Source organism: Providencia rettgeri, assembly GCF_013702265.1.
Lineage (GTDB): Bacteria > Pseudomonadota > Gammaproteobacteria > Enterobacterales > Enterobacteriaceae > Providencia > Providencia zhijiangensis.
The window spans coordinates 1838630-1861003 of record NZ_CP059348.1 but is presented as its reverse complement, the minus strand read 5'-3'; the positions used below and the strand labels follow the sequence as shown (position 1 = coordinate 1861003).

Annotated in this window: 23 protein-coding genes; 13 read left to right on the top strand and 10 right to left on the bottom strand. The window is 41.8% G+C overall.

What is annotated here, in order from left to right; genetic code table 11:
- Positions 1-190 precede the first annotated feature (190 nt).
- From pspF to sapF, 6 genes are all read left to right on the top strand, one after another.
- Positions 191-1192, top strand: coding sequence for a phage shock protein operon transcriptional activator (pspF, locus tag H0913_RS08495; protein ID WP_181478518.1), 1002 nt, complete (start codon positions 191-193; stop codon positions 1190-1192).
- Positions 1193-1564: 372 nt separating this feature from the next.
- On the top strand, positions 1565-3250 hold the full coding sequence (gene sapA, locus H0913_RS08490; protein ID WP_181478516.1) for an ABC transporter substrate-binding protein SapA: 1686 nt from the start codon (positions 1565-1567) through the stop codon (positions 3248-3250).
- Complete coding sequence (gene sapB / locus H0913_RS08485; protein WP_154603989.1) at positions 3247-4212, top strand: putrescine export ABC transporter permease SapB; 966 nt, start codon at positions 3247-3249, stop codon at positions 4210-4212. Before sapA ends, sapB begins: the two co-directional genes overlap by 4 nt.
- The gene (gene sapC / locus H0913_RS08480; protein ID WP_154603990.1) at positions 4199-5089 is read left to right on the top strand and encodes a putrescine export ABC transporter permease SapC; all 891 of its coding nucleotides are present in this window, start codon (positions 4199-4201) and stop codon (positions 5087-5089) included. Before sapB ends, sapC begins: the two co-directional genes overlap by 14 nt.
- Complete coding sequence (gene sapD, locus H0913_RS08475) at positions 5089-6084, top strand: putrescine export ABC transporter ATP-binding protein SapD (protein WP_036953491.1); 996 nt, start codon at positions 5089-5091, stop codon at positions 6082-6084. Before sapC ends, sapD begins: the two co-directional genes overlap by 1 nt.
- Positions 6084-6887, top strand: a complete 804-nt coding sequence (sapF, locus tag H0913_RS08470; RefSeq protein WP_154603991.1) for a putrescine export ABC transporter ATP-binding protein SapF — start codon at positions 6084-6086, stop codon at positions 6885-6887. The genes sapD and sapF overlap by 1 nt, the downstream gene beginning before the upstream one ends.
- Positions 6888-6937: 50 nt before the next feature.
- Here sapF and H0913_RS08465 read toward each other — a convergent pair whose 3' ends face one another.
- Positions 6938-7804 (bottom strand): DUF817 domain-containing protein, encoded by an 867-nt coding sequence (locus H0913_RS08465; RefSeq protein ID WP_220127910.1) that lies wholly within the window; start codon positions 7802-7804, stop codon positions 6938-6940.
- A gap of 290 nt (positions 7805-8094) precedes the next feature.
- Between H0913_RS08465 and gstA the strand changes: the two genes are divergently transcribed.
- Positions 8095-8709: a glutathione transferase GstA gene (gene gstA, locus H0913_RS08460; RefSeq protein WP_036953499.1), complete on the top strand. Its 615-nt coding sequence runs from the start codon at positions 8095-8097 to the stop codon at positions 8707-8709.
- An 86-nt stretch (positions 8710-8795) separates the two neighbouring features.
- Here gstA and pdxY read toward each other — a convergent pair whose 3' ends face one another.
- From pdxY to anmK, 4 genes are all read right to left on the bottom strand, one after another.
- On the bottom strand, positions 8796-9659 hold the full coding sequence (gene pdxY / locus H0913_RS08455) for a pyridoxal kinase PdxY (RefSeq protein ID WP_181478514.1): 864 nt from the start codon (positions 9657-9659) through the stop codon (positions 8796-8798).
- A gap of 111 nt (positions 9660-9770) precedes the next feature.
- Positions 9771-11045, bottom strand: coding sequence for a tyrosine--tRNA ligase (gene tyrS, locus H0913_RS08450; RefSeq protein WP_132494872.1), 1275 nt, complete (start codon positions 11043-11045; stop codon positions 9771-9773).
- Positions 11046-11205: 160 nt separating this feature from the next.
- The gene (gene pdxH, locus H0913_RS08445; RefSeq protein WP_132494870.1) at positions 11206-11859 is read right to left on the bottom strand and encodes a pyridoxamine 5'-phosphate oxidase; all 654 of its coding nucleotides are present in this window, start codon (positions 11857-11859) and stop codon (positions 11206-11208) included.
- 20 nt (positions 11860-11879) lie between these two features.
- The gene (gene anmK, locus H0913_RS08440; RefSeq protein WP_230088636.1) at positions 11880-13004 is read right to left on the bottom strand and encodes an anhydro-N-acetylmuramic acid kinase; all 1125 of its coding nucleotides are present in this window, start codon (positions 13002-13004) and stop codon (positions 11880-11882) included.
- Between the two features lie 525 nt (positions 13005-13529).
- Between anmK and H0913_RS08435 the strand changes: the two genes are divergently transcribed.
- Positions 13530-13997, top strand: a complete 468-nt coding sequence (locus tag H0913_RS08435; protein ID WP_036953512.1) for a glycine zipper 2TM domain-containing protein — start codon at positions 13530-13532, stop codon at positions 13995-13997.
- 467 nt (positions 13998-14464) lie between these two features.
- Here the strand turns inward: H0913_RS08435 and slyA are convergent, their stop codons facing one another.
- The gene (gene slyA / locus H0913_RS08430; RefSeq protein ID WP_154603994.1) at positions 14465-14899 is read right to left on the bottom strand and encodes a transcriptional regulator SlyA; all 435 of its coding nucleotides are present in this window, start codon (positions 14897-14899) and stop codon (positions 14465-14467) included.
- Between the two features lie 507 nt (positions 14900-15406).
- A complete protein-coding gene (locus tag H0913_RS08425; protein ID WP_154638913.1) occupies positions 15407-15646 on the bottom strand; it encodes a DUF1289 domain-containing protein in 240 nt (79 codons plus the stop codon).
- Between the two features lie 184 nt (positions 15647-15830).
- On the opposite strand from H0913_RS08425, the gene gloA reads away from it, so the two are divergent.
- Together gloA and rnt are read left to right on the top strand one after the other, a co-directional pair.
- The gene (gene gloA / locus H0913_RS08420; RefSeq protein ID WP_154603996.1) at positions 15831-16238 is read left to right on the top strand and encodes a lactoylglutathione lyase; all 408 of its coding nucleotides are present in this window, start codon (positions 15831-15833) and stop codon (positions 16236-16238) included.
- Between the two features lie 128 nt (positions 16239-16366).
- Positions 16367-17011 carry a ribonuclease T gene (gene rnt, locus H0913_RS08415; protein WP_036953524.1) on the top strand — a complete coding sequence of 215 codons (645 nt, stop codon included), beginning with the start codon at positions 16367-16369 and terminating at the stop codon, positions 17009-17011.
- 90 nt (positions 17012-17101) lie between these two features.
- Here rnt and H0913_RS08410 read toward each other — a convergent pair whose 3' ends face one another.
- Positions 17102-17449, bottom strand: coding sequence for a Grx4 family monothiol glutaredoxin (locus tag H0913_RS08410; RefSeq protein ID WP_036953526.1), 348 nt, complete (start codon positions 17447-17449; stop codon positions 17102-17104).
- 599 nt (positions 17450-18048) lie between these two features.
- Between H0913_RS08410 and sodB the strand changes: the two genes are divergently transcribed.
- Positions 18049-18627: a superoxide dismutase [Fe] gene (gene sodB, locus H0913_RS08405; protein WP_036953529.1), complete on the top strand. Its 579-nt coding sequence runs from the start codon at positions 18049-18051 to the stop codon at positions 18625-18627.
- Positions 18628-18715: 88 nt separating this feature from the next.
- Here sodB and H0913_RS18985 read toward each other — a convergent pair whose 3' ends face one another.
- The gene (locus H0913_RS18985; protein WP_108479009.1) at positions 18716-18799 is read right to left on the bottom strand and encodes a YnhF family membrane protein; all 84 of its coding nucleotides are present in this window, start codon (positions 18797-18799) and stop codon (positions 18716-18718) included.
- Positions 18800-19066: 267 nt separating this feature from the next.
- Here H0913_RS18985 and purR point away from each other — a divergent pair, with 267 nt between their 5' ends.
- Positions 19067-20092, top strand: a complete 1026-nt coding sequence (purR, locus tag H0913_RS08395; RefSeq protein ID WP_154603997.1) for an HTH-type transcriptional repressor PurR — start codon at positions 19067-19069, stop codon at positions 20090-20092.
- Positions 20093-20107: 15 nt separating this feature from the next.
- On the opposite strand, the gene punR is transcribed toward purR, so the two are convergent.
- Positions 20108-21013 carry a DNA-binding transcriptional activator PunR gene (gene punR, locus H0913_RS08390; RefSeq protein WP_154603998.1) on the bottom strand — a complete coding sequence of 302 codons (906 nt, stop codon included), beginning with the start codon at positions 21011-21013 and terminating at the stop codon, positions 20108-20110.
- Between the two features lie 121 nt (positions 21014-21134).
- Here punR and punC point away from each other — a divergent pair, with 121 nt between their 5' ends.
- Positions 21135-22358 carry a purine nucleoside transporter PunC gene (punC, locus tag H0913_RS08385; protein ID WP_154603999.1) on the top strand — a complete coding sequence of 408 codons (1224 nt, stop codon included), beginning with the start codon at positions 21135-21137 and terminating at the stop codon, positions 22356-22358.
- Positions 22359-22374 lie beyond the last annotated feature (16 nt).

The following is a 22374-nucleotide window of genomic DNA, read 5'->3' as shown; positions in this document are numbered from 1 at the left end:
AAATTATTAAATCGATAATTATTTCAATCAAAATCTTTTACAACTTTAAGATAGCAATTGGCGTGCCAACTTTTTCAGAATGACATAACCAACTAATAAATAACAAAAATATTATTTCGATATCTATCGATGGTTATTTGTACTATAGTTAATCACAGGTAAAATTAACCAAAATTTGGTAAAAATAACCATGAAAGAGACTAACAATACTATTCTTGGTGTATCGAGTAATTTCCTCGATGTCCTAGAACGTGCTTCTGAACTTGCCAAGCTAAATAAACCTGTCCTTGTTATTGGCGAGCGAGGAACCGGTAAAGAGTTAATCGCGGATCGTCTTCACTATCTATCTCCCCGCTGGCAAGAGCCTTTTATCTCCTTAAATTGCAGCGGACTCAATGAGAACTTGCTGGATTCTGAATTATTTGGACATGAAGCAGGATCGTTTACGGGAGCGCAGAAACGTCATCAAGGCCGCTTTGAACGTGCTGATAAAGGTACGTTATTCCTTGATGAACTGGCAACCGCGCCGATGTCTGTCCAAGAAAAACTGTTACGTGTGATTGAATATGGCGAATTAGAGCGTGTGGGCGGAAGTCAGTCATTGAAAGTAGACGTTCGTTTGGTCTGTGCCACTAACGCCAATCTTCCAGAATTGGCTCGCCAAGGTCTGTTTCGCGCTGACCTACTCGACAGGATTGCCTTTGAAGTACTCCGTATGCCGCCATTACGTGAACGTGTTCCTGACATCCTGTTATTGGCTGAGCACTTTGCCATTGGCATGGTACGTGAGCTTAAACGAGCTTACTTCACTGGGTTTTCTGACAACGCCCAGCAAACACTGATGCGCTATTCTTGGCCAGGTAATATTCGCGAACTGAAAAATGTTGTCGAGCGTTCAGTTTATCGACATGGTGACAGTGACTTACCAGTGGATACGATTATTTTAGATCCTTTCGGTGAGAAGCTCGCAGAGCTACATGATATACCAACGGCATCATCAGAAAACCCAAAATTAGCACCCGCATTTCCTTTTGATTTACGTCAATGGCAATTAGAATCGGAAAAACAGTATGTGGAAGAGGCGCTACGTCACGCTAATTTTAATCAACGTAAAGCCGCTCAATATCTATCGCTGAGCTATGACCAATTTCGAGGATTGATAAAGAAACATCAAATTAGCTTGGAAAGCTGATTTTTACGCAAAAAAAAGCCAGCACCCGAGCTGGCTATATAACTAAAACACTGAAAGCAATAAAACACTGGAAGCAATGTGAGCAATGTCATGCCTTGTCTGCTAAAGCTAAGCACTCAAGAGACTGAGTTAATGATAATAGTTATTAGTATCATTTGTAAAGCATTTTAATGCGATTATTTCTCATTAAGATTAAATTAAAAATAATAGTAACCATTACATATAGATAGAGTCTTATTGATTCTCATTTACAGTTGAAAGCTCGCACTTCCGCCAGCATTGCGAGCAAAATATAATCACAAATTTTGCTTATACCCAGTTAGCCTATTTTTACGCTACAATAAGGCAATTCAGGTCAACGATATTAGCTCTATGCGCCTTTTAACTCTTTGGTTTTTATTTACTGTTTCTCTTTCAACATTGGCAGAGCAAACAGACATAAGCTACAAAGACACCATTGCCAATGATGTCCCGGCCGATATTCGCCAAAATGGCTTTATTTACTGCGTCAATGGCATTGTCACCACATTTAACCCACAACTCGCCAGTAGCGGGTTAATTATTGATCCCCTAGGCGCACAACTGTATGACCGCTTACTGGATGTTGACCCCTTTACGTATCGCCTGATCCCAGAGTTGGCTTCCCGTTGGGAAGTTTTAGATAATGGTGCGACCTATCGGTTATATCTGAGAAAGGACGTTAAATTCCAAACTACACCTTGGTTTACACCAACGCGTAATATGAATGCGGATGATGTGGTATTCAGTTTTTCCCGCATGTTTGAAACCAGCAATCCTTACCATTTCATTAATGGCGGGCGCTACCCCTATTTTGACAGCTTGCAATTTGCGAGCAGCGTCGAAAGTATTAAAAAACTGAATAACTACACCGTGGAATTTCGATTAAAATCCCCGGATGCTTCATTCTTATGGCATTTGGCGACTCACTACGCGCCCGTTTTATCTGCGGAATATGCAGATGAGCTTTCTGCTAGCAATCGCCAAGAGATGATAGATTGGCGCCCTGTCGGTACCGGTCCATTCTACTTTGATGATTACCAAGCTGGGCAGTTTGTCCGTTTATTGCGTAATAAAGATTACTGGAAAGGTGAACCACGCATGGAAGAAGTGGTGGTAGATATGGGCGCGGGGGGTACCGGACGTATTTCTAAGCTACTCACTGGTGAGTGCGATGTCCTCGCGTACCCAGCCGCAAGTCAGTTAAAAGTGCTACGTGATGACCCTCGCCTACGTATTTCAATGCGTTCGGGAATGAATATCGCATATCTTGCGTTTAATACCAGTAAGCCGCCTCTCGACCAACTCAAGGTTCGCCAAGCGATTTCTTATGCCATTAATAATGAGCGACTCATGCAGTCCATTTATTATGGTACCGCAGAGACGGCGTCATCGATTCTCCCCCGTGCATCTTGGGCATTTGATAATCAAACCAAAATAACTGATTACAACCCTGAACTTGCCAAAAAAATGCTGCAGGAAATGGGATTAGAAAACCTGAAATTAGAGTTATGGGTTCCTGTCGCTTCCCAATCTTATAACCCTAGCCCATTGAAAATGGCGGAATTAATCCAAGCTGACCTCGCTCAAGTGGGTATCGTCATGAGTATCCGCTCAGTGGAAGGTCGCTTCCAAGAAAATCAATTAATGGATCGCTCCCACGATATGACACTAGCGGGCTGGACAACAGACAGTAATGACCCAGATAGTTTCTTCCGCCCACTGCTCAGTTGTGCCGCCATTGGCTCACAAACCAACTTAAGCCATTGGTGTGATTCTAAATTTGATGATGTTTTGCATAAGGCCTTACTAACGCAAGAGCTGGCAGACCGTATTGATTACTATCATCAAGCACAACAAATTCTCGCGGAAGAACTGCCCATATTGCCATTAGCTTACTCGCTGCGTTTACAAGCTTATCGTTTTGATATGAAAGGATTGGTGATCAGCGCGTTCGGCAATACCTCATTTGCTGGCGTTTATCGCGAGATGCAAGAGCCGAAAAAAGCACCACCTCGGCAGCAGGAGCCGCAACCATGATCATCTACTCACTGAGACGATTTCTGCTATTGCTGGTGACGGTCTTCTTTTTGTCGCTGGTCAGTTTCAGCTTAAGCTATTTCACGCCCAATGCGCCTCTTAGCGGCGCATCACTTATTGATGCGTATATCTTCTACTTTGATGGCTTACTGCATTTCGATTTCGGCGTCTCTAGCATTAACGGGGAGCCTATAACCGAGCAACTTAAAGACACATTCCCTGCCACTATGGAACTGTGCATTCTCGCCTTCTTATTCGCGTTATTTGTTGGGATCCCGTTAGGGATGATTGCCTCATTCTGGCGAAACAAACCCGTTGATATCGCGATCAGCACGTTTGCACTATTAGGCTTTTCCGTGCCTGTATTCGTTTTAGCGTTAGTACTAACCCTATTTTTCTCGCTTCACTTAGGATGGCTCCCCGTTTCCGGGCGAATCGACTTGCTTTATAACTTGAAGCCTGTGACAGGCTTTGCCCTTGTGGATGCGTGGCTTTCGGATTCGCCATACCGTAAAGATATGATCATCAATGTGTTAGAACATATGATCCTGCCAGTACTCACACTCGCATTAGCGCCAACCACGGAAGTCATTCGCTTAGTTCGCATTAGTACGGATGAAGTGGCTAGCAGTAACTATGTCAAAGCCGCCGCCACTCGTGGGCTTTCTCGCTTTAAAATTATTCGCCGCCATATTTTTCATAACGCTATACCGCCGATTATCCCGAAATTAGGGCTACAATTCTCCACGATGCTAACATTAACCATGGTGACAGAATTAGTGTTTAACTGGCCGGGATTAGGTCGCTGGTTGGTCACTGCAATCCGCCAAGGAGACTACTCGGCGATTTCTGCAGGTGTGATGTTAATTGGCGCATTGGTGATCACCGTGAACGTGTTATCCGATATTTTAGGCGCAATGATGGACCCGTTAAAACATAAGGATTGGTATGTCCTCAGATAATTTTTATCGTGAACAGAAAATGCCATCCCCGACACGGGTGGTGTGGAATATTTTCTCCTCCGACATACTGGCAATGACCGGCTTTTTTGGGGTGATTTTTTTAATCGTCCTCTGTTTTGCTGGCCCTTATTTAGCACCTTATGCCATCGACCAACAATTTTTGGGTTACCAAATTACACCGCCATCATGGTCACACTATGGTGAAGTGGCATTCTTCTTTGGTACGGATGATTTAGGACGCGATATTTTAAGCCGTCTCTTGATTGGTACTAAATCCACGTTCGGCTCAGCCTTGTTGGTCACTGCGATTGCGACGATAATCGGCTTAGTGTTAGGTTGTCTTGCGGGCATGACCCGCGGACTAAAATCCGCTGTGTTTAACCACGTTCTGGATACCTTACTCTCGATCCCTTCTCTATTACTGGCGATTATCGTAGTGGCATTTATGGGTGCCAGTTTAACCAATGCGATGCTTGCGATTTGCCTCGCGCTGATCCCTCGTATGGTGCGTACCATCTACGTTGCCGTGCACGATGAGCTAGACAAAGAGTATATTGTGGCGGCACGTTTAGATGGCGCTTCAAACATCTTTATTTTGTGGTACACCGTACTGCCAAACATTACCCCTATTTTGGTCACTGAATTAACCCGTGCCCTCTCCATTGCAATTTTGGATATTGCGGCATTAGGCTTTTTAGATTTAGGGGCGCAACTCCCATCATCTGAATGGGGCGCTATGCTAGGCGATACGTTAGAATTGATTTATGTGGCACCGTGGACAGTCATTCTGCCCGGTGTTGCGATTATGTCGAGTGTCTTATTTGTGAACTTACTGGGTGATGGACTGCACCGAGCGATTAATTCGGGGGTGGAATAATGCCATTACTTGATATTCGTAATTTAACCATTGAATTTATGACGGCTAACGGCCCCGTCAAAGCCGTTGACCGTGTTTCCATGACCTTATCTGAAGGTGAAGTTCGTGGCTTAGTGGGTGAATCGGGTTCCGGTAAAAGCCTAATTGCGAAAGCCATTTGTGGGATCACCAAAGATAATATCCGCGTCACTGCGGACCGTTTTCGCTTCCAAGATATTGACCTCTTAAAGCTAAGTCCACGCAAGCGTCGTCGCCTGATTGGCCATAATATTTCGATGATTTTCCAAGAGCCACAATCCTGTCTTGACCCTGCGGCCGATATTGGGAAACAGCTGATCCAATCAATCCCCGGCTGGACATACAAAGGGCGCTGGTGGCAGCGCTTTAATTGGCGAAAACGCCGCGCTATCGAATTATTGCACCGAGTGGGTATCAAAGATCACAAAGATATCATGCACAGTTATCCGTACGAACTGACGGATGGTGAATGCCAAAAAGTAATGATCGCCATTGCGATTGCTAATCAGCCTCGCTTGTTAATTGCGGATGAGCCTACCAACGCGATGGAATCCACCACGCAGGCTCAAATTTTCCGTTTATTAGATAAATTAAACCAAAACAATAACATGGGAATTTTGCTGATCAGCCACGACATGGAAATGATGTCTAAATTGGTTGACCGAATTAATGTCCTATATTGCGGTCAGACTGTAGAAAGTGCCACACCGAATGATATTTTGCAGCGACCACGCCACCCTTATACGCAGGCATTAATTCGCTCTATTCCTGATTTTGAAAGCCCGATCCCCCATAAAGGTCGTTTAAATACACTCCCAGGGGCTATTCCTTCATTGGAACACTTACCAATTGGCTGTCGTTTGGGTCCTCGTTGCCCTTACGCGCAACGAACCTGTATCGATGCACCACCACTGCGCAGCATTAAAGGGCACCTAGTTGCTTGTCATTATCCACTGAATACCGAGGAACAACCCTAATGGAAACGTTACTTGAGGTACGTAACCTGACAAAAACGTTCCGTTTTCGTGAAGGGTTATTTCGTCGCCATGAATTACAAGCCGTCAAGCCGTTGAGTTTCAACCTACAAGCAGGGCAGACTTTAGCCATCATCGGCGCTAACGGCTCAGGAAAATCCACCTTGGCTCGCATGTTGTCAGGGGTGACGGAGCCTTCTGGTGGAGAGATTTTAATCCGTGGCCAACGGCTAAGTTTTGGCGATTATAGCTACCGAAGCCAACGTATTCGCATGATATTTCAGGATCCAAGTACTTCCTTAAATCCGCGCCAGCGTATTGGACAAACCCTTGAATTACCCTTAAAACTGAATACTAACCTTACCGGTATTGAGCGGGAAAGACGCATTATCCAGACATTACGCCAAGTAGGATTACTGGCCGATCACGCAGAATATTACCCACACATGCTCGCATCAGGTCAAAAACAGCGGATCGCCCTCGCCCGTGCGTTAATTCTGCAACCAGAAATTATCGTGGCTGATGAAGCACTTGCCTCGCTGGATATGTCGATGCGCTCACAGATAATCAACTTAATGCTCGACTTACAAGCTAAGCAAGATATCGCTTATATTTACGTCACCCAACATTTAGGCATGATGAAGCATATTAGTGACAAAATGCTCGTAATGGATAAAGGCGAAGTGGTTGAGCGAGGAAATACAGCGGAGGTTTTAGCGGCTCCACTTCATGACGTGACGCGTCGTCTGATTGAAAGTCACTTTGGAGAGCCATTATCCATTGATGCGTGGCGACAAGATTTGTAATGACCAAAAGACGGGGGAAATAACCTCCGTCTTTAACAAACTGTTTGTTGCTAGCGCGCTATGGATACACAACTTTTTATGTGTTTGAGGTGTACCACAATCGTGAAAGTCACGATCACCAGTAACGACCATGCCCCCCACTTCCCTGCATGTACCATAGACCATGCTCCGATTTGATTTGGATATTGCCAAACACCAAAGAACGTTCCGAAATTTTCCGCCAGCCAAATGAAGAATCCTATCAGCATAAATGCAAGCAATAGCGGCATTTTACGTTCTTTATCTAACGGGGTATAAAACACCACGCTGCGGGCATACAAACCAAATATAAACGCCGTTAAGTACCAACGATAATCATCAATATAGTGATGGCTAAAAAAGTTAATATAAATGGCTAAAGCCACTAATGTCGCCATCCAATAAGGTGGATAATGTTCAATCCTGACATTAAAAAAACGCCAAGATTGAATGATATAGCTACCAACTGCCGCATACATAAACCCTGTGAACAGAGGAACTCCCCAAAGTTTGGTGTACGCCTCATCAGGATATTGCCATGAACCAATTGTCGCTGAGGTTTTAAATAATTCCATCATAAAACCCACTAAATGGAATACACAAATGGCTTTTAGCTCATCCCATGTTTCTAATTTTGACCATACCAAGAGCGCTTGAAAAGAGACTGCGAAAATCAGTAAAACATCATAACGAGGAATACCTAGAATCCCTTTCGCTGGCACTAGGAATAAAGCCAAAAAGAAGAAACCAGCAAACAGACAAGAACGAGCATTAATTAAACCAAAAAACCAAAATTCAAGAATAAAGCGTTTTAATCCTTTACTACTATTCGGTTTATGAGCCATTAAGATGGCATCTAGCTTGGTTAAGTAATTAAGATTGTGAAAAATGGATGCCATTTTGACAGCTCATAAAATGTGGCTAAGGATTGAGAGAATAGCTCAATGTGAGGCAAAATTATAACAAAACCCTCTCAGATACCTATCCCGTAACATTCTTAATTTTAATGGAATATCAATTAAATAGATAATTCCCCTGAGAAATACTCGTCTCCCGTAATCTTGCCATACATTAGAGTGATTTTAGATATTGGGAGCCGCCCCGCATCCTTTGGCAATTCTCTTTTTAAATCTAGTGTATACTTGAAAGAACAATAATGATGACCATTCTATGACTTAGGAGTTTTATGATGAAATTGTATTACGCTCCCGGTGCCTGCTCACTTTCTCCTCATATTATTCTGCGTGAAGCAGGATTAGATTTCAGTATTGTTCGTGTTAACTTAAAAGAGAAAATCACAGAAACGGGTGAAAACTTCTTAGAAATTAACCCTAAAGGTCAAGTTCCTACTCTCGTTTTAGATGATGATGAGCAATTAACTGAAGGTGCTGTGATTGTCCAATATATTGCAGATCAAAACCCAAATAGAAACTTAATTGCCCTGCCAGGTTCAATGAAGCGCTACCATCAGTTAGAAGCGCTAAACTTCATTTCTACTGAGCTGCATAAGAATTTTGGCCCATTATTTGCGCCAAATACCCCTGAAGAATATAAAGATGTTGTTCGCGCAAATTTACTGAAAAAATTCCAGTATGTGAATGATATTCTGAAAAATCAGCCTTATTTTGTCGCTAAAAGTGACTTCTGTGTTGCTGATGCGTATCTGTTTACCGTCACCAACTGGACTCGTTTAGTTGGCGTTGATATCAGCGCATTGAGCCATCTGAACGAATATTGTGAGAAGATTGCGAAGCGCCCAAAAGTACAAGAAGCATTAGAAGCGGAAGGGTTACTGAAAAAGTAATCTATTGTATGAAATGCATTTACAAAAACAGCGCTATTCGGCGCTGTTTTTTATTACTATATTTAATAAGTTACTACTATGCTCAATCAGTCTAACTGAGTGGCGCAGAATTTATGTTGAGGGTTAACCATCAAATCTTGAGCTGCAACTAACTGAAGTTCATACTCACCCATTTCTTTGGTTTTCAGCATGACTTCATAGACTGCCGCAGCAACATGCTCTAAGCCTTTATCTAGTGGCTCACCTTTTAAGATATTGACCAACATTAAACCACTCGTTAAGTCACCAACTCCCACAGGCTGTTTTTCACCGAAATCTACTAATGGGCGGCTAACATGCCAGCTATGTTCCGCAGTGACTAAAATCATTTCAAAGCGGTCTGCACGATAGCCTGCACGGCTTAAATGCTTAACTAATACAGTTTTAGGGCCTTGCTGACATAGTCGACGTGCAGCTTGAACAGCTTGCTCTACCGTTGCTATTTTCTCATTCGCTAACGTTTCTAACTCTAACAAGTTAGGAGCAATCACATCACTCGCCGCTAGCGCTTGTTGACAAAGAAACTCAGCAACACCTGGTGCAACAATGCATCCCTTCTCTGGATGCCCCATCACAGGGTCACAAAAATAGAGTGCCTGCGGATTCGCCGCTTTAACCTTTTGAACAATCGCTAGAATATCATTGCCTTGCTCAGCAGAACCAATATAGCCACTTAACACGGCATCACATATTGCCAGTTTATGGATTTTTGCTAATCCTTCGACAATATCTGTCAAATGCTGAGCAGGAAATACTGAGCCCGTCCATTGTGGATACTGAGTATGGTTGGAGAATTGCACTGTATTAAGTGGCCACACATCTACGCCCATACGGCACATAGGGAATGCAGCAGCACTGTTTCCTGCATGGCCGAAAACAACATGGGATTGAATTGATAATACGCTTTTCATTGAAAACCCAGAGAATTGTTATGTCGAATGAAGAGAAATCAGTGAGTAGCCATTTGCCAATATGAATAGCCCGGAAATTTCCGGGCTATATATTACAAAGGTTCGTCAGAGCTATTTCCAGTTAACTAAGCAGTCATTTTTCTTACCGCGGCGGATAAGTGTATAACGACCAAATAAACGGTCAGCATCAGTGAATACATACATTGGTTCAGTTTGTTTCTGACCATTGACAGAGACTGCATTTGAGCTGATTGCCGTTCTTGCTTGACCACGAGAAGGTACCAGCTCTGAATCAACTAATGCTTGCTGGAGATCTGCACCATCTTCTAGGGTGATGCATGGCATACCGTCTTGAGCTAGCTGTTCAAAGTCAGCTTCAGTTAAATCAGATACTGCGCCAGAGAATAAGCTTTCAGTAATGCGTTTTGCAGCCGCTAGACCCGCTTCGCCGTGAACTAATTTAGTCACTTCTTCAGCTAATACGTACTGTGCACGAGGAGCTTTGCCACTGTTTTTGTCTTCTTCTTCTAACGCATCAATTTCGCTTAATTCCATGAAAGTAAAGAATTTCAGGAAGCGATAAACATCAGCATCCGCGGTGTTAATCCAGAATTGATAGAATTTATATTGGCTAGTTTTCTTCGGATCTAACCACACCGCACCACCTTCAGTTTTACCAAACTTGGTACCGTCTGTTTTGGTGATCAGTGGAACAGTTAAACCAAACACTTGGTTTTGATGCAGACGACGAGTTAAATCGATACCTGAAGTGATGTTACCCCATTGGTCTGAGCCACCAATTTGTAACTCAACACCCATCTCTTTATTCATGTTCGCAAAATCGTAACCTTGTAATAGGTTATAGGCGAATTCAGTGAAAGAGATACCAACATCATCACGGTTTAAACGCTGTTTAACAGACTCACGGTTGATCATTTGGTTAACAGAGAAGTGTTTACCAATATCACGTAAGAATGTCAGCACGTCCATTTTGCCAAACCAATCATAGTTGTTAGCTAGGCGTGCGCTGTTTTCACCACAATCAAAACTAAGGAATGGTGAAACTTGGTTACGGATTTTTTCTACCCACTCTTGAACGGTTTCTGTGGTGTTTAATTTACGTTCAGTAGCTTTGAAGCTCGGGTCACCAATAAGGCCCGTTGCGCCACCGACCAACGCCACAGGCTTGTGCCCGGCTAGTTGGAATCGTTTTAAACACAGCAAAGGAACCAGATGTCCCAAGTGCAAGCTATCGGCGGTAGGGTCGAAGCCACAATAGAGAGAGATAGGGCCCTGCGCCAGTCTCTCTGCTAACGCATCCTCATCCGTTACCTGGGCAACGAGGCCCCGCTCTTGCAATTGTTTAATCAGGTTATTGCTAGACATCAATGACTCCATCAGTTGAATTTTGTCTATCTATTTTAATGTAGAAAATTGGCAGAATGAGACGTCGCTCAAAGGCTCGCCAGTATGGTTTGTCAATTTTCTTAAACGAGGCTATAGCATAAAGCGCATATCAATTAAGTGCCAGCTAAAAAACCATTTATTACGGGGCTAATCGGTCAATTACCCAGCCATCCCCTTCTCTTTGGTATAGAAAGCGGTCATGCAGGCGGTGAGCGCCACCTTGCCAAAATTCGACACTATTAAAAACAACGCGATACCCCCCCCAAAAACTCGGTAATGGAACCTCGCCATTTTGAAATTTCTGCTTAAGTTCTAAAAATTTCCCTTCTAAGATTCCACGTGCCGAAATCCGTGAAGATTGAGCGGACGCCCAAGCCGCGATTTGGCTATCTTTTGGGCGACTATGGAAATATTTCAGTACTTCAATCGGGCTTAAACGCTCAGCAACACCTGTAAAATGAACTTGGCGTTCCAGTTGATACCACGGGAAATGCAGGCTGATTTTATTATTATGCTCTAAATGCTGCGCTTTACGACTTCCCAGATTGGTATAAAAGACTAATCCGTTTTCATCGAAGTGCTTTAATAACACGATCCGTTGATAAGGCTGCCCCGTTTCATCGACTGTTGCCACACACATTGCTGTCGGGTCAGTTAATCGCGCTTCACAAGCTTGTTTTAACCAGCGCTCAAATAGTGGAATAGGATCTGGCGTTAAATCTTTGCGTCTCAATCCACCTTTTGTATATTCACGTCGTACCGCAGCAAGATCGATCTCTTCAAGTTCGTTCATTTTACTGTCCTTTCAAGCGGTTATTTTATATCAATATTTGCGGGGTATATCGCACCTAATATACTATCTCTGCTTGCACCCGTTACGGATGCAAGACTACCTGATAAGCCTGAAACTGTACGAGCGGCAAGCCAAGCAAATGCCAGTGCTTCCATATCATCACCACTCAGCCCATATTTATCACTTGGCGCGACTTCAATCCCCGGCAGTAATGTCGCTAATCGCAACATTAAGAATTTATTTTGAGCGCCGCCGCCACAAACAATTAAACGCTCGCAGCCACCACATAACTTAACTTGATCTACGATAGATACGGCGGTCAATTCACACAATGTTGCTTGCACATCTTCAGGAGATAGCAATTGAAAATGCGCCAAATGCTGTTCTAGCCATTGCATATTAAAATATTCACGCCCAGTACTTTTAGGAGCTGAACGTTTAAAATAGCTATCATTAAGCATCGCATTTAATAATGCCTGATTCACCGTCCCTGTTTTTGCCCATTCGCCATCTTTATCATACGCTTGTTGCTTATTACGCCAGACCCAAGTATCCATTAACATGTTGCCAGGCCCTGTGTCATAGCCTTTTACATATGCATTTGGTAGCAATGCGGTAACATTAGCAATCCCGCCAATGTTTAGCACAATACGTTTTTCAGTCGGATGCCCTAATACGGCTAAATGAAATGCAGGAACTAACGGAGCACCTTGCCCACCATAAGCCATGTCTCTACGGCGAAAATCACCTACTGTCGTTATTCCCGTTAATGCCGCGATACGGTTGTTATCACCAATTTGCATAGTAAACGGTGTTTCACTATCAGGTTCATGCCAAACCGTTTGCCCGTGACAACCAATCGCAATGATATCTTCAGGAGATAGACCCGTTTGATGAAGAAGCTGATTAATGGCATCGGCATATATTGTGCCAAGTTCTCTGTCTATTTTTCCCAATTCAGAAAGTGTTGTTTCTTGCCCTTGGCAAATATTGAGAATGCGCTTTTTTAGTTCAATCGGAAATGAGGCGCTCAAGCTAGCTTGTTCTGCAACAAACTTATCATTAATTGCAGCTAATACGACATCAACACCATCTAGGCTGGTTCCTGACATAACACCGATATAGCGACCCGATTTAATCATCATTATTCCCTTTAACGTGTCTATTCACCCGCTGAGATAAACTAGGAAAGATTGTGCTTTTAGAGAAAAATTTGTCAACTGATCGATTCAATTTCTCGTAGCGCTTCGCAGGAATAATAAATAATTGATAGAAGAGATGAAAATAGTGAGCAAAATAGCAGCAATAAATCGTTTTTTTATCTCTTGATTATTTTATTTGATTTATAATGGTTTATTCTGTAATTATCTGCTACACCTTAAGGTGAGTAGTTCTTATTACAGGTAAAAATCCCCTATTTAGCCTTTGCTATAAATTGATGTTCTAAAATAGTCAAAAAATAGATAATTCTTTAGCAAAGGGTGCTTTGAATTGGGATTTTCGGTGGAATTTGAGATATTTTACCTAGTGTTGATGCATTATTTAATTCAAAATTAGTAGTCTAGGCTCTGTTATCTAAAAATAAATTTTTGATGTTGTTGTGCTTATGGTAAGAACAAATCTTCGATGCTACGTTACTGCCACGAACAGCAAGTCTCATAGGAGTTATTATGCTTAAGAAAGTTTTTGTAGGTGTTGCTGCGGTTGTTGCGTTATCTGGCTGTGTCAATACAAGTACGCTTTCTGGTGATACTATTTCAGCTCAAGATGCTAAACAAGTCCAAACTGTGACTTATGGTACGGTACTCAATGCACGCCCAGTGACCATTCAAGCGGGTGAAGATGGTAACGTGATTGGTGCAATTGGCGGTGCAGTTATCGGTGGCCTGTTAGGTAATACCGTCGGTGGTGGTACTGGTAAAACGCTAGCAACAGCGGCTGGGGCAATCGCAGGTGGTTTAGCTGGTCAACAAGCACAAGGGGCTCTAAACAAAAGCCAAGGTGTGCAGCTTGAAATCCGTTTAGACAGTGGTAAAAACATTGTTGTTGTTCAGAAACAAGATCCTGCCGCTTTCCGTGTAGGTCAGCGTGTTATGATCGCAAACAGCGGAAATACAGTGACTGTATCACCTCGCTAATTTGACATAAATTCAAAATAAAATGCGTTCACCGACTAATTAATCGATGAACGCATTTTTTATTTAAATCATGATTAGTGTTTTATTTTTTTAGCTTATTAGTAATAATATTTTTATCGCCCTGAGCACTTCGCTATCTTTTCGTTTATGGGTTCCATAGCAGAACTTTATTGAATAATTTTGATTGATATCTATTCAAGTAAAATGTAATTTACACCGTATGTATTCTCTATTTTTCTTGAAGCAAATTTTTTATTCATATTTTCACTCTCTAATCCCTCTTAATACCGTATGTTTCTAATAATTAACCCATAGTGATAGAACACAAAGCCGCCTCACGTAAAAAATCATGCATCTATATAGAAACACATATTACGTGCATGGTGGCTATAGTTATTAGTTTAATATATATTTAGGTTAATTATATTCATAGTAATAAAATTAAATGAGAAAAAATAATTAGTAGTCTATGAATCGTTCTGTAAACGTAGAATGTTTTTCTCCAGTTTTAATAGCAATAAAGATAACTGGCTTAGCTCGTCATGACTAATATTACTTAAAATCTCTGTCCGAGTATTATTAATCACTTGATCAACCGTTTTGATAAAAGGCTCCGACTCCTCTGTGAGTTTGATTCTCTTAGCGCGTCGGTCATTTGCACATGTATGACGTGAAATGAGTCTTTTTTCTTCTAATTGATCTAATGTTCTGACCAGAGAAGGTTGTTCAATGCCGATTGCTTTTGCCAATTGAATCTGTGATTGCTCGGGCGGTAACTGGCTAATATTATGCAGTGTTACCCAATGTGTTTGCGTGAGTTTAAGTGGCTTGAGGCGATAGTCAATCAATGCTCGCCACATACGGACTACACGAGATAATTCAGTTCCAATTTGAGATTCCAATTTACCCTCCTTTATATAATTATAATGTCTAAAAAATATACCGAATACATATTATTTTTTAAATTATATATTAATTCCCTTTTATCTTTACAACCTTTTATTGATCCAATACCTAATAAATACCTATATATAGTGAGCATCAATAAATCATTGAGTGATATATATCTTGTTTTCCTCCATGCTTTTTCATATAAAAATAATATAATCACTTAATAAGACAACCTATCAATTATCTTATTAATAAGAATAGCCTTACTCTTCTTTCGAATCTATCTATTTTAACCCTTATAGTAATTACAACTAACAATAAAAAATGCAACAGCAAATAAACTCTTTAAAAACAAAGCAATATAGTTATTCTTAAAATTATGTCATTTACAGTTGATTTATATGAATTTCATCATCATTTTGAATAAATAAAATTTTATTGAAATGTAACCATTGAAATTAATTTAAGTGAATTGATTTGTTATTGAATCATTTTGCATGGAATGGTTTTATTATCAATCAAAACAGAGACTGTTGAGGGTCATTCATGTCTTCTTGAACCACTTTCTTATTATTTGCTCTTAAAAATCGCTGGCGACATAAACGGATGACATGACGTTTTTCAGCGTTAGTTAACTGTAACCAACCAAAACGTTCATCACGGGTTCGATAGCAACCTCGGCAATATCCCTGCTCGTTGGTTTGACATATTCCTCGGCAAGGGCTTGGTATGTCAAAAAACTCAAGTTGTTCTGCCATCGTTAACCACCCGTAATATAAACATAAAATTATGATATACTCCCTCAAATTGAGTATAACCATGATATGACTAAAAAATAAACCTCAATCGCTGTATTTAGTCATATTGCCACGTTATATTGATAGATAAATCGATTCGACTTTAAGCATTATTGCCTGAAGAATTTATAGGGAAACTACTATTATGCGCTTACTACATACCATGCTCCGTGTTACTGACATGCAACGCTCCATTGATTTTTATACCAAAGTATTAGGTATGCGCTTACTGCGCACGAGCGAAAATACAGAATACAAATATTCTTTAGCGTTCGTCGGTTACAGTGATGAAAGTGAAGGTGCTGTTATCGAGTTAACTTATAACTGGGGCGTAACAGAATATGATTTAGGCAATGCTTATGGTCATATTGCATTAGGTGTTGATGATGTCGCTAAAACCTGTGAGGACATTCGTCAAGTAGGTGGAAATGTCACTCGTGAAGCAGGCCCAGTCAAAGGCGGCACAACCGTTATCGCATTTGTTGAAGATCCAGATGGCTATAAAATCGAGCTTATCGAAAACAAAAGTGCAAGCAAAGGATTAGGCAATTAATCCCTCGCATACATTTTATATTTTAGGTGATGATAACCATCACCTAAAATTTCTTCAGTATCTACCTGCAAAAATATATTCCCTTTGGCATAATGAAAGCCAACCAGAAACTGTAAATTGAAAGCCTAATGTCTGAAAAAAATAACCCTAACTCACTGGTTAACCGCTTCCGGGGTTACTACCCTGTCGTTATTGATGTCGAAACTGGTGGGTTCAACCCCAAAACTGATGGTCTATTAGAGATAGCTGCCATTACACTCAAAATGGACAAAGATGGCTGGCTGGCCATTGATGAAACGTTACATTTTCATGTAGAACCTTTTGAGGGAGCGAATTTGGAGCCCTCCGCACTGGAATTCACAGGTATTGACCCCACTAACCCTCTACGTGGTGCAGTGAGCGAATATGAAGCATTACATGCCATTTTTAAAACAATTCGAAAAGGCATGAAAAATACCGATTGCAATCGCGCGATCATGGTAGCTCATAACGCAAATTTTGATCACAGCTTTGTTATGAATGCGGCAGAGCGTTCAGGGTTAAAACGCAACCCTTTCCATCCATTCGCAACCTTTGATACTGCAGCACTGAGCGGATTAGTCTTTGGACAAACCATTCTTGCGAAAGCGTGTGTCACCGCAGGTATTCCATTTGATGGCAAACAAGCCCACGGAGCCCTATATGATACTAACCGTACTGCGCTATTATTTTGCGAATTAGTCAATAAATGGAAAAAACTAGGCGGATGGCCACTGCCTAGCGAACCTCAATAATCTCGCTTCCCTAAAAACAAAAAACCGTATTAGTTTTACGCTAATACGGTTTTTATCAATATAAGCAGGAAAGCTTATTCAACCATTTGATTACTCAGTGATGGTTTCATCCGCTGGACGGTATTTATCCGCAGTTTCTTTAATCAGAGCTTGTAATTCACCGCGTTGGAACATTTCGACGATAATGTCACAACCGCCAACTAACTCACCATCCACCCATAACTGTGGGAAGGTTGGCCAATTAGCATATTTTGGCAGCTCTGCACGAATGTCTGGGTTTTGTAAAATATCAACGTAGGCAAAACGCTCACCGCAAGAAGACAGAGCTTGAACAGCTTGAGCAGAAAAACCGCAGCTAGGCAGTTTTGGAGAGCCTTTCATGTATAATAAAATTGGATTTTCTTTAACTTGGCGCTCAATTTTTTCGATAGTTGTCATTTTATATCCTAAAACGTGGGTGCTGATTTTGCAGTCACTGAGCCACTTTGAATCATTTGCAAGGCAACTCATTAGACAGAACACATTGACCGGTGTAATCGCCGGCATAGTCAAAACATCGCAAATTGTTCCGTGATTGTTTCATACAATATGCCAGTTTTATAAGGTGAATACTATAGCACTCCTATTTGCTGTACTCAAAAGGTGAAAAGCAAATAGCAACGTTTTCTTTTTATTATAAAAAATTCACTCTGGGTGTTTTTGCCGTGTAATCATGGGAGTTATTTGTTAATATATTAGCAAATTAATAACACTTGATGTATTTCCCTGCTCTTCAATGAAAATAATGACATGCAGTGGAATAATAATTATGCAACTTACTAACAATTAAGGCATAAATAGCATCATGGAACAGGTTTTTTCTTACTGTAACCTGTATTCTGTTATGATAAATACATAACTTACGATGCTCGCAATAGCTAACTACAGCTCGACGTCACTATACTAGAAGTAGATTAATTAATAGCAGTACATTTAATTTCGCTCATTTTACGAGCAAACACCCTAAACACTGAATAAAAGCAATCAAGGAGTACGCAATGTCTTTTGAATTACCAGCTCTACCTTATGCTAAAGATGCTTTAGAACCTCATATCTCTGCTGAAACCCTAGAATACCACTACGGTAAGCACCACAACACCTATGTTGTTAACCTGAACAACCTGATTAAAGGCACCAAATTTGAAGGTCTGTCTTTAGAAGAGATCATCAAAACTTCTGAAGCTGGCGTATTCAATAACGCGGCTCAAGTTTGGAACCACACTTTCTACTGGCACTGCTTGGCTCCAAACGCAGGCGGCGAACCAACAGGTAAAGTTGCAGAAGCTATCAACAAAGCATTCGGTTCATTTGCTCAGTTTAAAGAGCAATTCACTGATGCCGCAGTTAAAAACTTCGGTGCAGGTTGGACTTGGTTAGTGAAGAAAGCAGATGGCAGCCTGGCTATCGTTAACACGTCTAACGCGGCAACTCCAATTTCTGGTGACGACAAGCCAGTTTTGACTGTTGATATCTGGGAACACGCTTACTACATCGACTACCGTAACGCACGTCCAAAATACTTAGAAAACTTCTGGGCGCTGGTTAACTGGAAATTTGTTGAAGAAAATCTGGCTTAATTTTAGTTCAGATCTAAAATGACTAAGGGCGAGTATAATACTCGCCCTTAATTATTTCTCATCCTTATTAGATAGGATGGAAATGAAATCAGAAAATGTGCACAGCAAACAAAATAATTACAGCTAAAGAGCCAAACGCAGCTAGCAATCCATATTTAAAATCTGTATCCATGAGACCCTCTCATATAAAGAAATTGAATTATCAAATAACCATAAAATAAAAAGGTTATTTAAGTATACATGCACAAAAACGTAAAACCAGTGTCTATATCACATGTTATAACATCAATTATTTCTTTCGTTTTTGCGCTAGATCAGACAAAATCGACAACAAATCGCTAAATTATTGCCAGCAAAGGTACTATGCATCAATATGCAGGTAATTATTTAACTAGAATTATTTTAGAGACCAAGTTTTGGTTAGGAGTTTTTTCTTCTCATGGCAACAATTAAAGATGTGGCGAAACGTGCGGGCGTCTCTACCACAACCGTCTCCCATGTTATCAACAAGACGCGTTTTGTCGCTGATGATACAAAAACAGCCGTTTGGGCCGCCATCAAAGAGCTTAATTATTCTCCGAGTGCGGTTGCACGTAGTTTAAAAGTCAACCACACCAAATCAATTGGCCTGTTGGCAACATCAAGTGAAGCCCCCTATTTCGCAGAAGTGATCGAGTCTGTCGAGAATAGTTGCTATGAGAAAGGCTATACTCTAATTTTATGTAACTCTCACAATAACTTAGGTAAGCAAAAAGCGTACTTGCAAATGTTGGCACAAAAACGTGTCGATGGGCTACTTGTGATGTGTTCAGAATACCCTGACACCTTGATTGGTATGTTGGAAGATTACCGAAATATTCCAATGGTCGTCATGGACTGGGGTACCTCTCGCGGGGATTTCACTGACAGTATTATTGATAACTCTTTCCACGGTGGTTATTTAGCAGGTCGTTATCTTATTGACCGTGGTCATCGTGAAATTGGTGTGATCCCTGGCTCCCTTGAAAGAAATACAGGCATTGGGCGTTTAACCGGCTTCCAAAAAGCCATGGAAGAAGCCAAAGTCACGTTGAAAGATGAATGGATTGTTCAAGGGGATTTCGAGCCAGAATCAGGCTATAAAGCGATGATGCAGATCCTCAGTAACAAACACCGCCCTACTGCTGTCTTCTGTGGTGGAGACATCATGGCGATGGGAGCAATCTGTGCGGCTGACGAGATGGGATTACGCGTCCCACAAGATATTTCCATTATTGGCTATGATAACGTGCGTAATGCGCGCTATTTCACGCCTGCATTAACCACAATCCACCAGCCAAAAGAGCGTTTAGGTCAAATGGCGTTTGCGATGTTGCTCGATCGTATTGTGAATAAACGCGAAGATGCGCAAACGATTGAAGTTCACCCGCGTTTAGTTGAGCGCCGTTCCGTGGCTGATGGTCCATTTATTGATTATCGCCGCTAAGTCTATCTCAGCACATTAGCTCGCAAACCACTCCGCGTTGAGCGTTTCGCTATCACCAAGATAGTCAAGAAGCCATCTCAGCGCTGGAGATGTATCATTCTCAACCCATGTTAAGCAGCAAGGGCTTTCAGGAAACGGCTGCGCTAATTCCAGCTCAACTAGCTTCCCTTCTGCACACAAAGGTGCTGCACGGTGCTCTGGAACCATCCCCACACACAGACCATTTGCCAAACACGCTAAACCACTTTCCCAGTAAGGCACAACTAAGCGTCGTTGGTTGTCCAGCGCCCAAGTATCTCTTTTCGGTAAGCTTCTTGAGGTATCTTCTAAGCACAAACTTGGATATTCACGCATTTGGTCATCCGTCAGTTTGCCCTGAATTTTCGCTAATGGGTGAGTGGGGCTTGCAACACAACGCCATGACATAAAGCCCATGTCGCGGAAACTATAGCGCTCTCCAATGGGTGAAGCACGGGTCGCTCCAATCGCCACATCCACACGCCCATCCGCTAATGCATCCCAAACCCCATTAAACACTTCAGGGTGGATATACAGTTCGATATCAGGAAAATGACGATAAAAATCCAAAATCAGCTGTTCCGTACGCTGCGGTTTTACGATGCAATCAACGGCAATACTGAACTGCCCACGCCACCCATTGGCGACTTGTTGGCATTGATGTCGAGTATCAATCATTTTTTTGATAACACTTCGACTTTCTTTAATAAAGATAACCCCTGCTTCAGTCAATACCACATCACGGTGACGGCGCTCGAATAGCGGAACCGCCAACCATTCTTCGACTTGCTTTACTGTGTAACTGATCGCTGAAGGGACTCGATGCAGCTCATCCGCAGCACCACTAAAGCTTCCCGTTCGAGCAACTGCGTCTATGACTTCAAGTGCATGAGCTGACCACATTTTCTTTCCTTTCAAATTATTTGATAGCAGAGTCCAAATATTACCGTTTCACAACGTAAAAAAATAGCCTATACAATAAGATAACTATTAACATTATTTTAAATACAGATTAAGCAAAACTATGACAAATACTGCGACAAAAAACTCCTCTGGATTTTTGATTTACCTTGCCGGCCTAAGCATGCTGGGGTTTTTAGCCATCGATATGTATCTGCCTGCCTTTGGTTCAATGCAAACAACCTTAAATACGACTGAAGGTGCTATCAGCGCCTCATTAAGTATCTTTCTAGCTGGCTTTGCTTTTGCCCAGCTACTATGGGGCCCCCTTTCAGATAAATTAGGACGCAAACCTATTCTCATTGTAGGGCTTTCCCTATTTATTGTTAGCTGCTTGGCTATGATTTGGGTCACCGATGCCACTCAGTTATTAATCCTTCGATTCTTACAGGCCGTTGGTGTTTGTTCTGCTGCAGTTTTATGGCAAGCCCTCGTTATCGACCGCTATAACGAAGCTGATACCCAAAAAGTATTTGCCTCTATCATGCCTTTAGTGGCACTTTCTCCAGCATTAGCACCTCTTTTAGGTGCTTGGGTGCTTGAGCACAAAAACTGGGAATTTATCTTCATCGTACTGATGATGGTAGGCGTTTTACTCCTGCTACCGACTTTGATGCTAAAAAAAGTGGCGCCGAAAGTCATCGCAGAAGAAAACCAGACACAAACCAAAATTTCCTTTGCTACCTTGTTAAGCTCCCCTGTTTTCAGTGGTAACGTGCTTGTATACGCAGCATGTAGCGCTGGCTTTTTTGCATGGCTAACGGGTTCGCCGTTTATTCTACGCAATATGGGTTTTAACCCTGCGGATATCGGCCTAAGTTATATCCCTCAAACACTGGCATTTATTGTCGGAGGATACGGCTGCCGCTTCGTATTAGCTAAAGTGCGTGCTGAAACGTTGTTCCCAATCCTGCTAGCCGGTTATGCCGTTAGCATGATTATATTATTTGTGATGGCGATTTATACTCAGCCAACATTAACTATGATTTTAGTACCATTCTGCTTTATGGCCGCCATGAATGGCGCATCATACCCAATTGCCGTAGCCAAAGCCCTTAACACATTCCCATCCGCCAGTGGTAAGGCCGCTGCATTACAAAATGCCTTACAATTAGGGTTATGTTTCTTAGCCAGCTTATTAGTCTCTGCGCTCACCTTTGACCCGTTACTCGCCACGACTGGCGTGATGGCATTTACGGTGATCCCAATGATTATAGGCTATTTCATGCAGCGTTGTGCCAGCAAATCAAATAATGCGATTAAGCACACTGAGTATCAACATGACTAATCGTTAGTTAACGTTA

Bases quoted from the DNA above. Each gene is read 5' to 3' on its own strand.
- H0913_RS08425 (WP_154638913.1), bottom strand. From the start codon at position 15,646: ATGGCAGAACAACTTGAGTTTTTTGACATACCAAGCCCTTGCCGAGGA.
- gstA (WP_036953499.1), top strand. From the start codon at position 8,095: ATGAAATTGTATTACGCTCCCGGTGCCTGCTCACTTTCTCCTCATATT.
- sapB (WP_154603989.1), top strand. From the start codon at position 3,247: ATGATCATCTACTCACTGAGACGATTTCTGCTATTGCTGGTGACGGTC.
- rnt (WP_036953524.1), top strand. From the start codon at position 16,367: ATGTCTGAAAAAAATAACCCTAACTCACTGGTTAACCGCTTCCGGGGT.
- sapA (WP_181478516.1), top strand. From the start codon at position 1,565: ATGCGCCTTTTAACTCTTTGGTTTTTATTTACTGTTTCTCTTTCAACA.
- H0913_RS18985 (WP_108479009.1), bottom strand. From the start codon at position 18,799: ATGGATACAGATTTTAAATATGGATTGCTAGCTGCGTTTGGCTCTTTA.
- gloA (WP_154603996.1), top strand. From the start codon at position 15,831: ATGCGCTTACTACATACCATGCTCCGTGTTACTGACATGCAACGCTCC.
- sapD (WP_036953491.1), top strand. From the start codon at position 5,089: ATGCCATTACTTGATATTCGTAATTTAACCATTGAATTTATGACGGCT.
- sodB (WP_036953529.1), top strand. From the start codon at position 18,049: ATGTCTTTTGAATTACCAGCTCTACCTTATGCTAAAGATGCTTTAGAA.
- pdxY (WP_181478514.1), bottom strand. From the start codon at position 9,659: ATGAAAAGCGTATTATCAATTCAATCCCATGTTGTTTTCGGCCATGCA.
- purR (WP_154603997.1), top strand. From the start codon at position 19,067: ATGGCAACAATTAAAGATGTGGCGAAACGTGCGGGCGTCTCTACCACA.
- H0913_RS08410 (WP_036953526.1), bottom strand. From the start codon at position 17,449: ATGACAACTATCGAAAAAATTGAGCGCCAAGTTAAAGAAAATCCAATT.
- pspF (WP_181478518.1), top strand. From the start codon at position 191: ATGAAAGAGACTAACAATACTATTCTTGGTGTATCGAGTAATTTCCTC.
- punR (WP_154603998.1), bottom strand. From the start codon at position 21,013: ATGTGGTCAGCTCATGCACTTGAAGTCATAGACGCAGTTGCTCGAACG.
- tyrS (WP_132494872.1), bottom strand. From the start codon at position 11,045: ATGTCTAGCAATAACCTGATTAAACAATTGCAAGAGCGGGGCCTCGTT.
- sapF (WP_154603991.1), top strand. From the start codon at position 6,084: ATGGAAACGTTACTTGAGGTACGTAACCTGACAAAAACGTTCCGTTTT.
- sapC (WP_154603990.1), top strand. From the start codon at position 4,199: ATGTCCTCAGATAATTTTTATCGTGAACAGAAAATGCCATCCCCGACA.
- H0913_RS08435 (WP_036953512.1), top strand. From the start codon at position 13,530: ATGCTTAAGAAAGTTTTTGTAGGTGTTGCTGCGGTTGTTGCGTTATCT.
- anmK (WP_230088636.1), bottom strand. From the start codon at position 13,004: ATGATGATTAAATCGGGTCGCTATATCGGTGTTATGTCAGGAACCAGC.
- H0913_RS08465 (WP_220127910.1), bottom strand. From the start codon at position 7,804: ATGGCATCCATTTTTCACAATCTTAATTACTTAACCAAGCTAGATGCC.
- pdxH (WP_132494870.1), bottom strand. From the start codon at position 11,859: ATGAACGAACTTGAAGAGATCGATCTTGCTGCGGTACGACGTGAATAT.
- punC (WP_154603999.1), top strand. From the start codon at position 21,135: ATGACAAATACTGCGACAAAAAACTCCTCTGGATTTTTGATTTACCTT.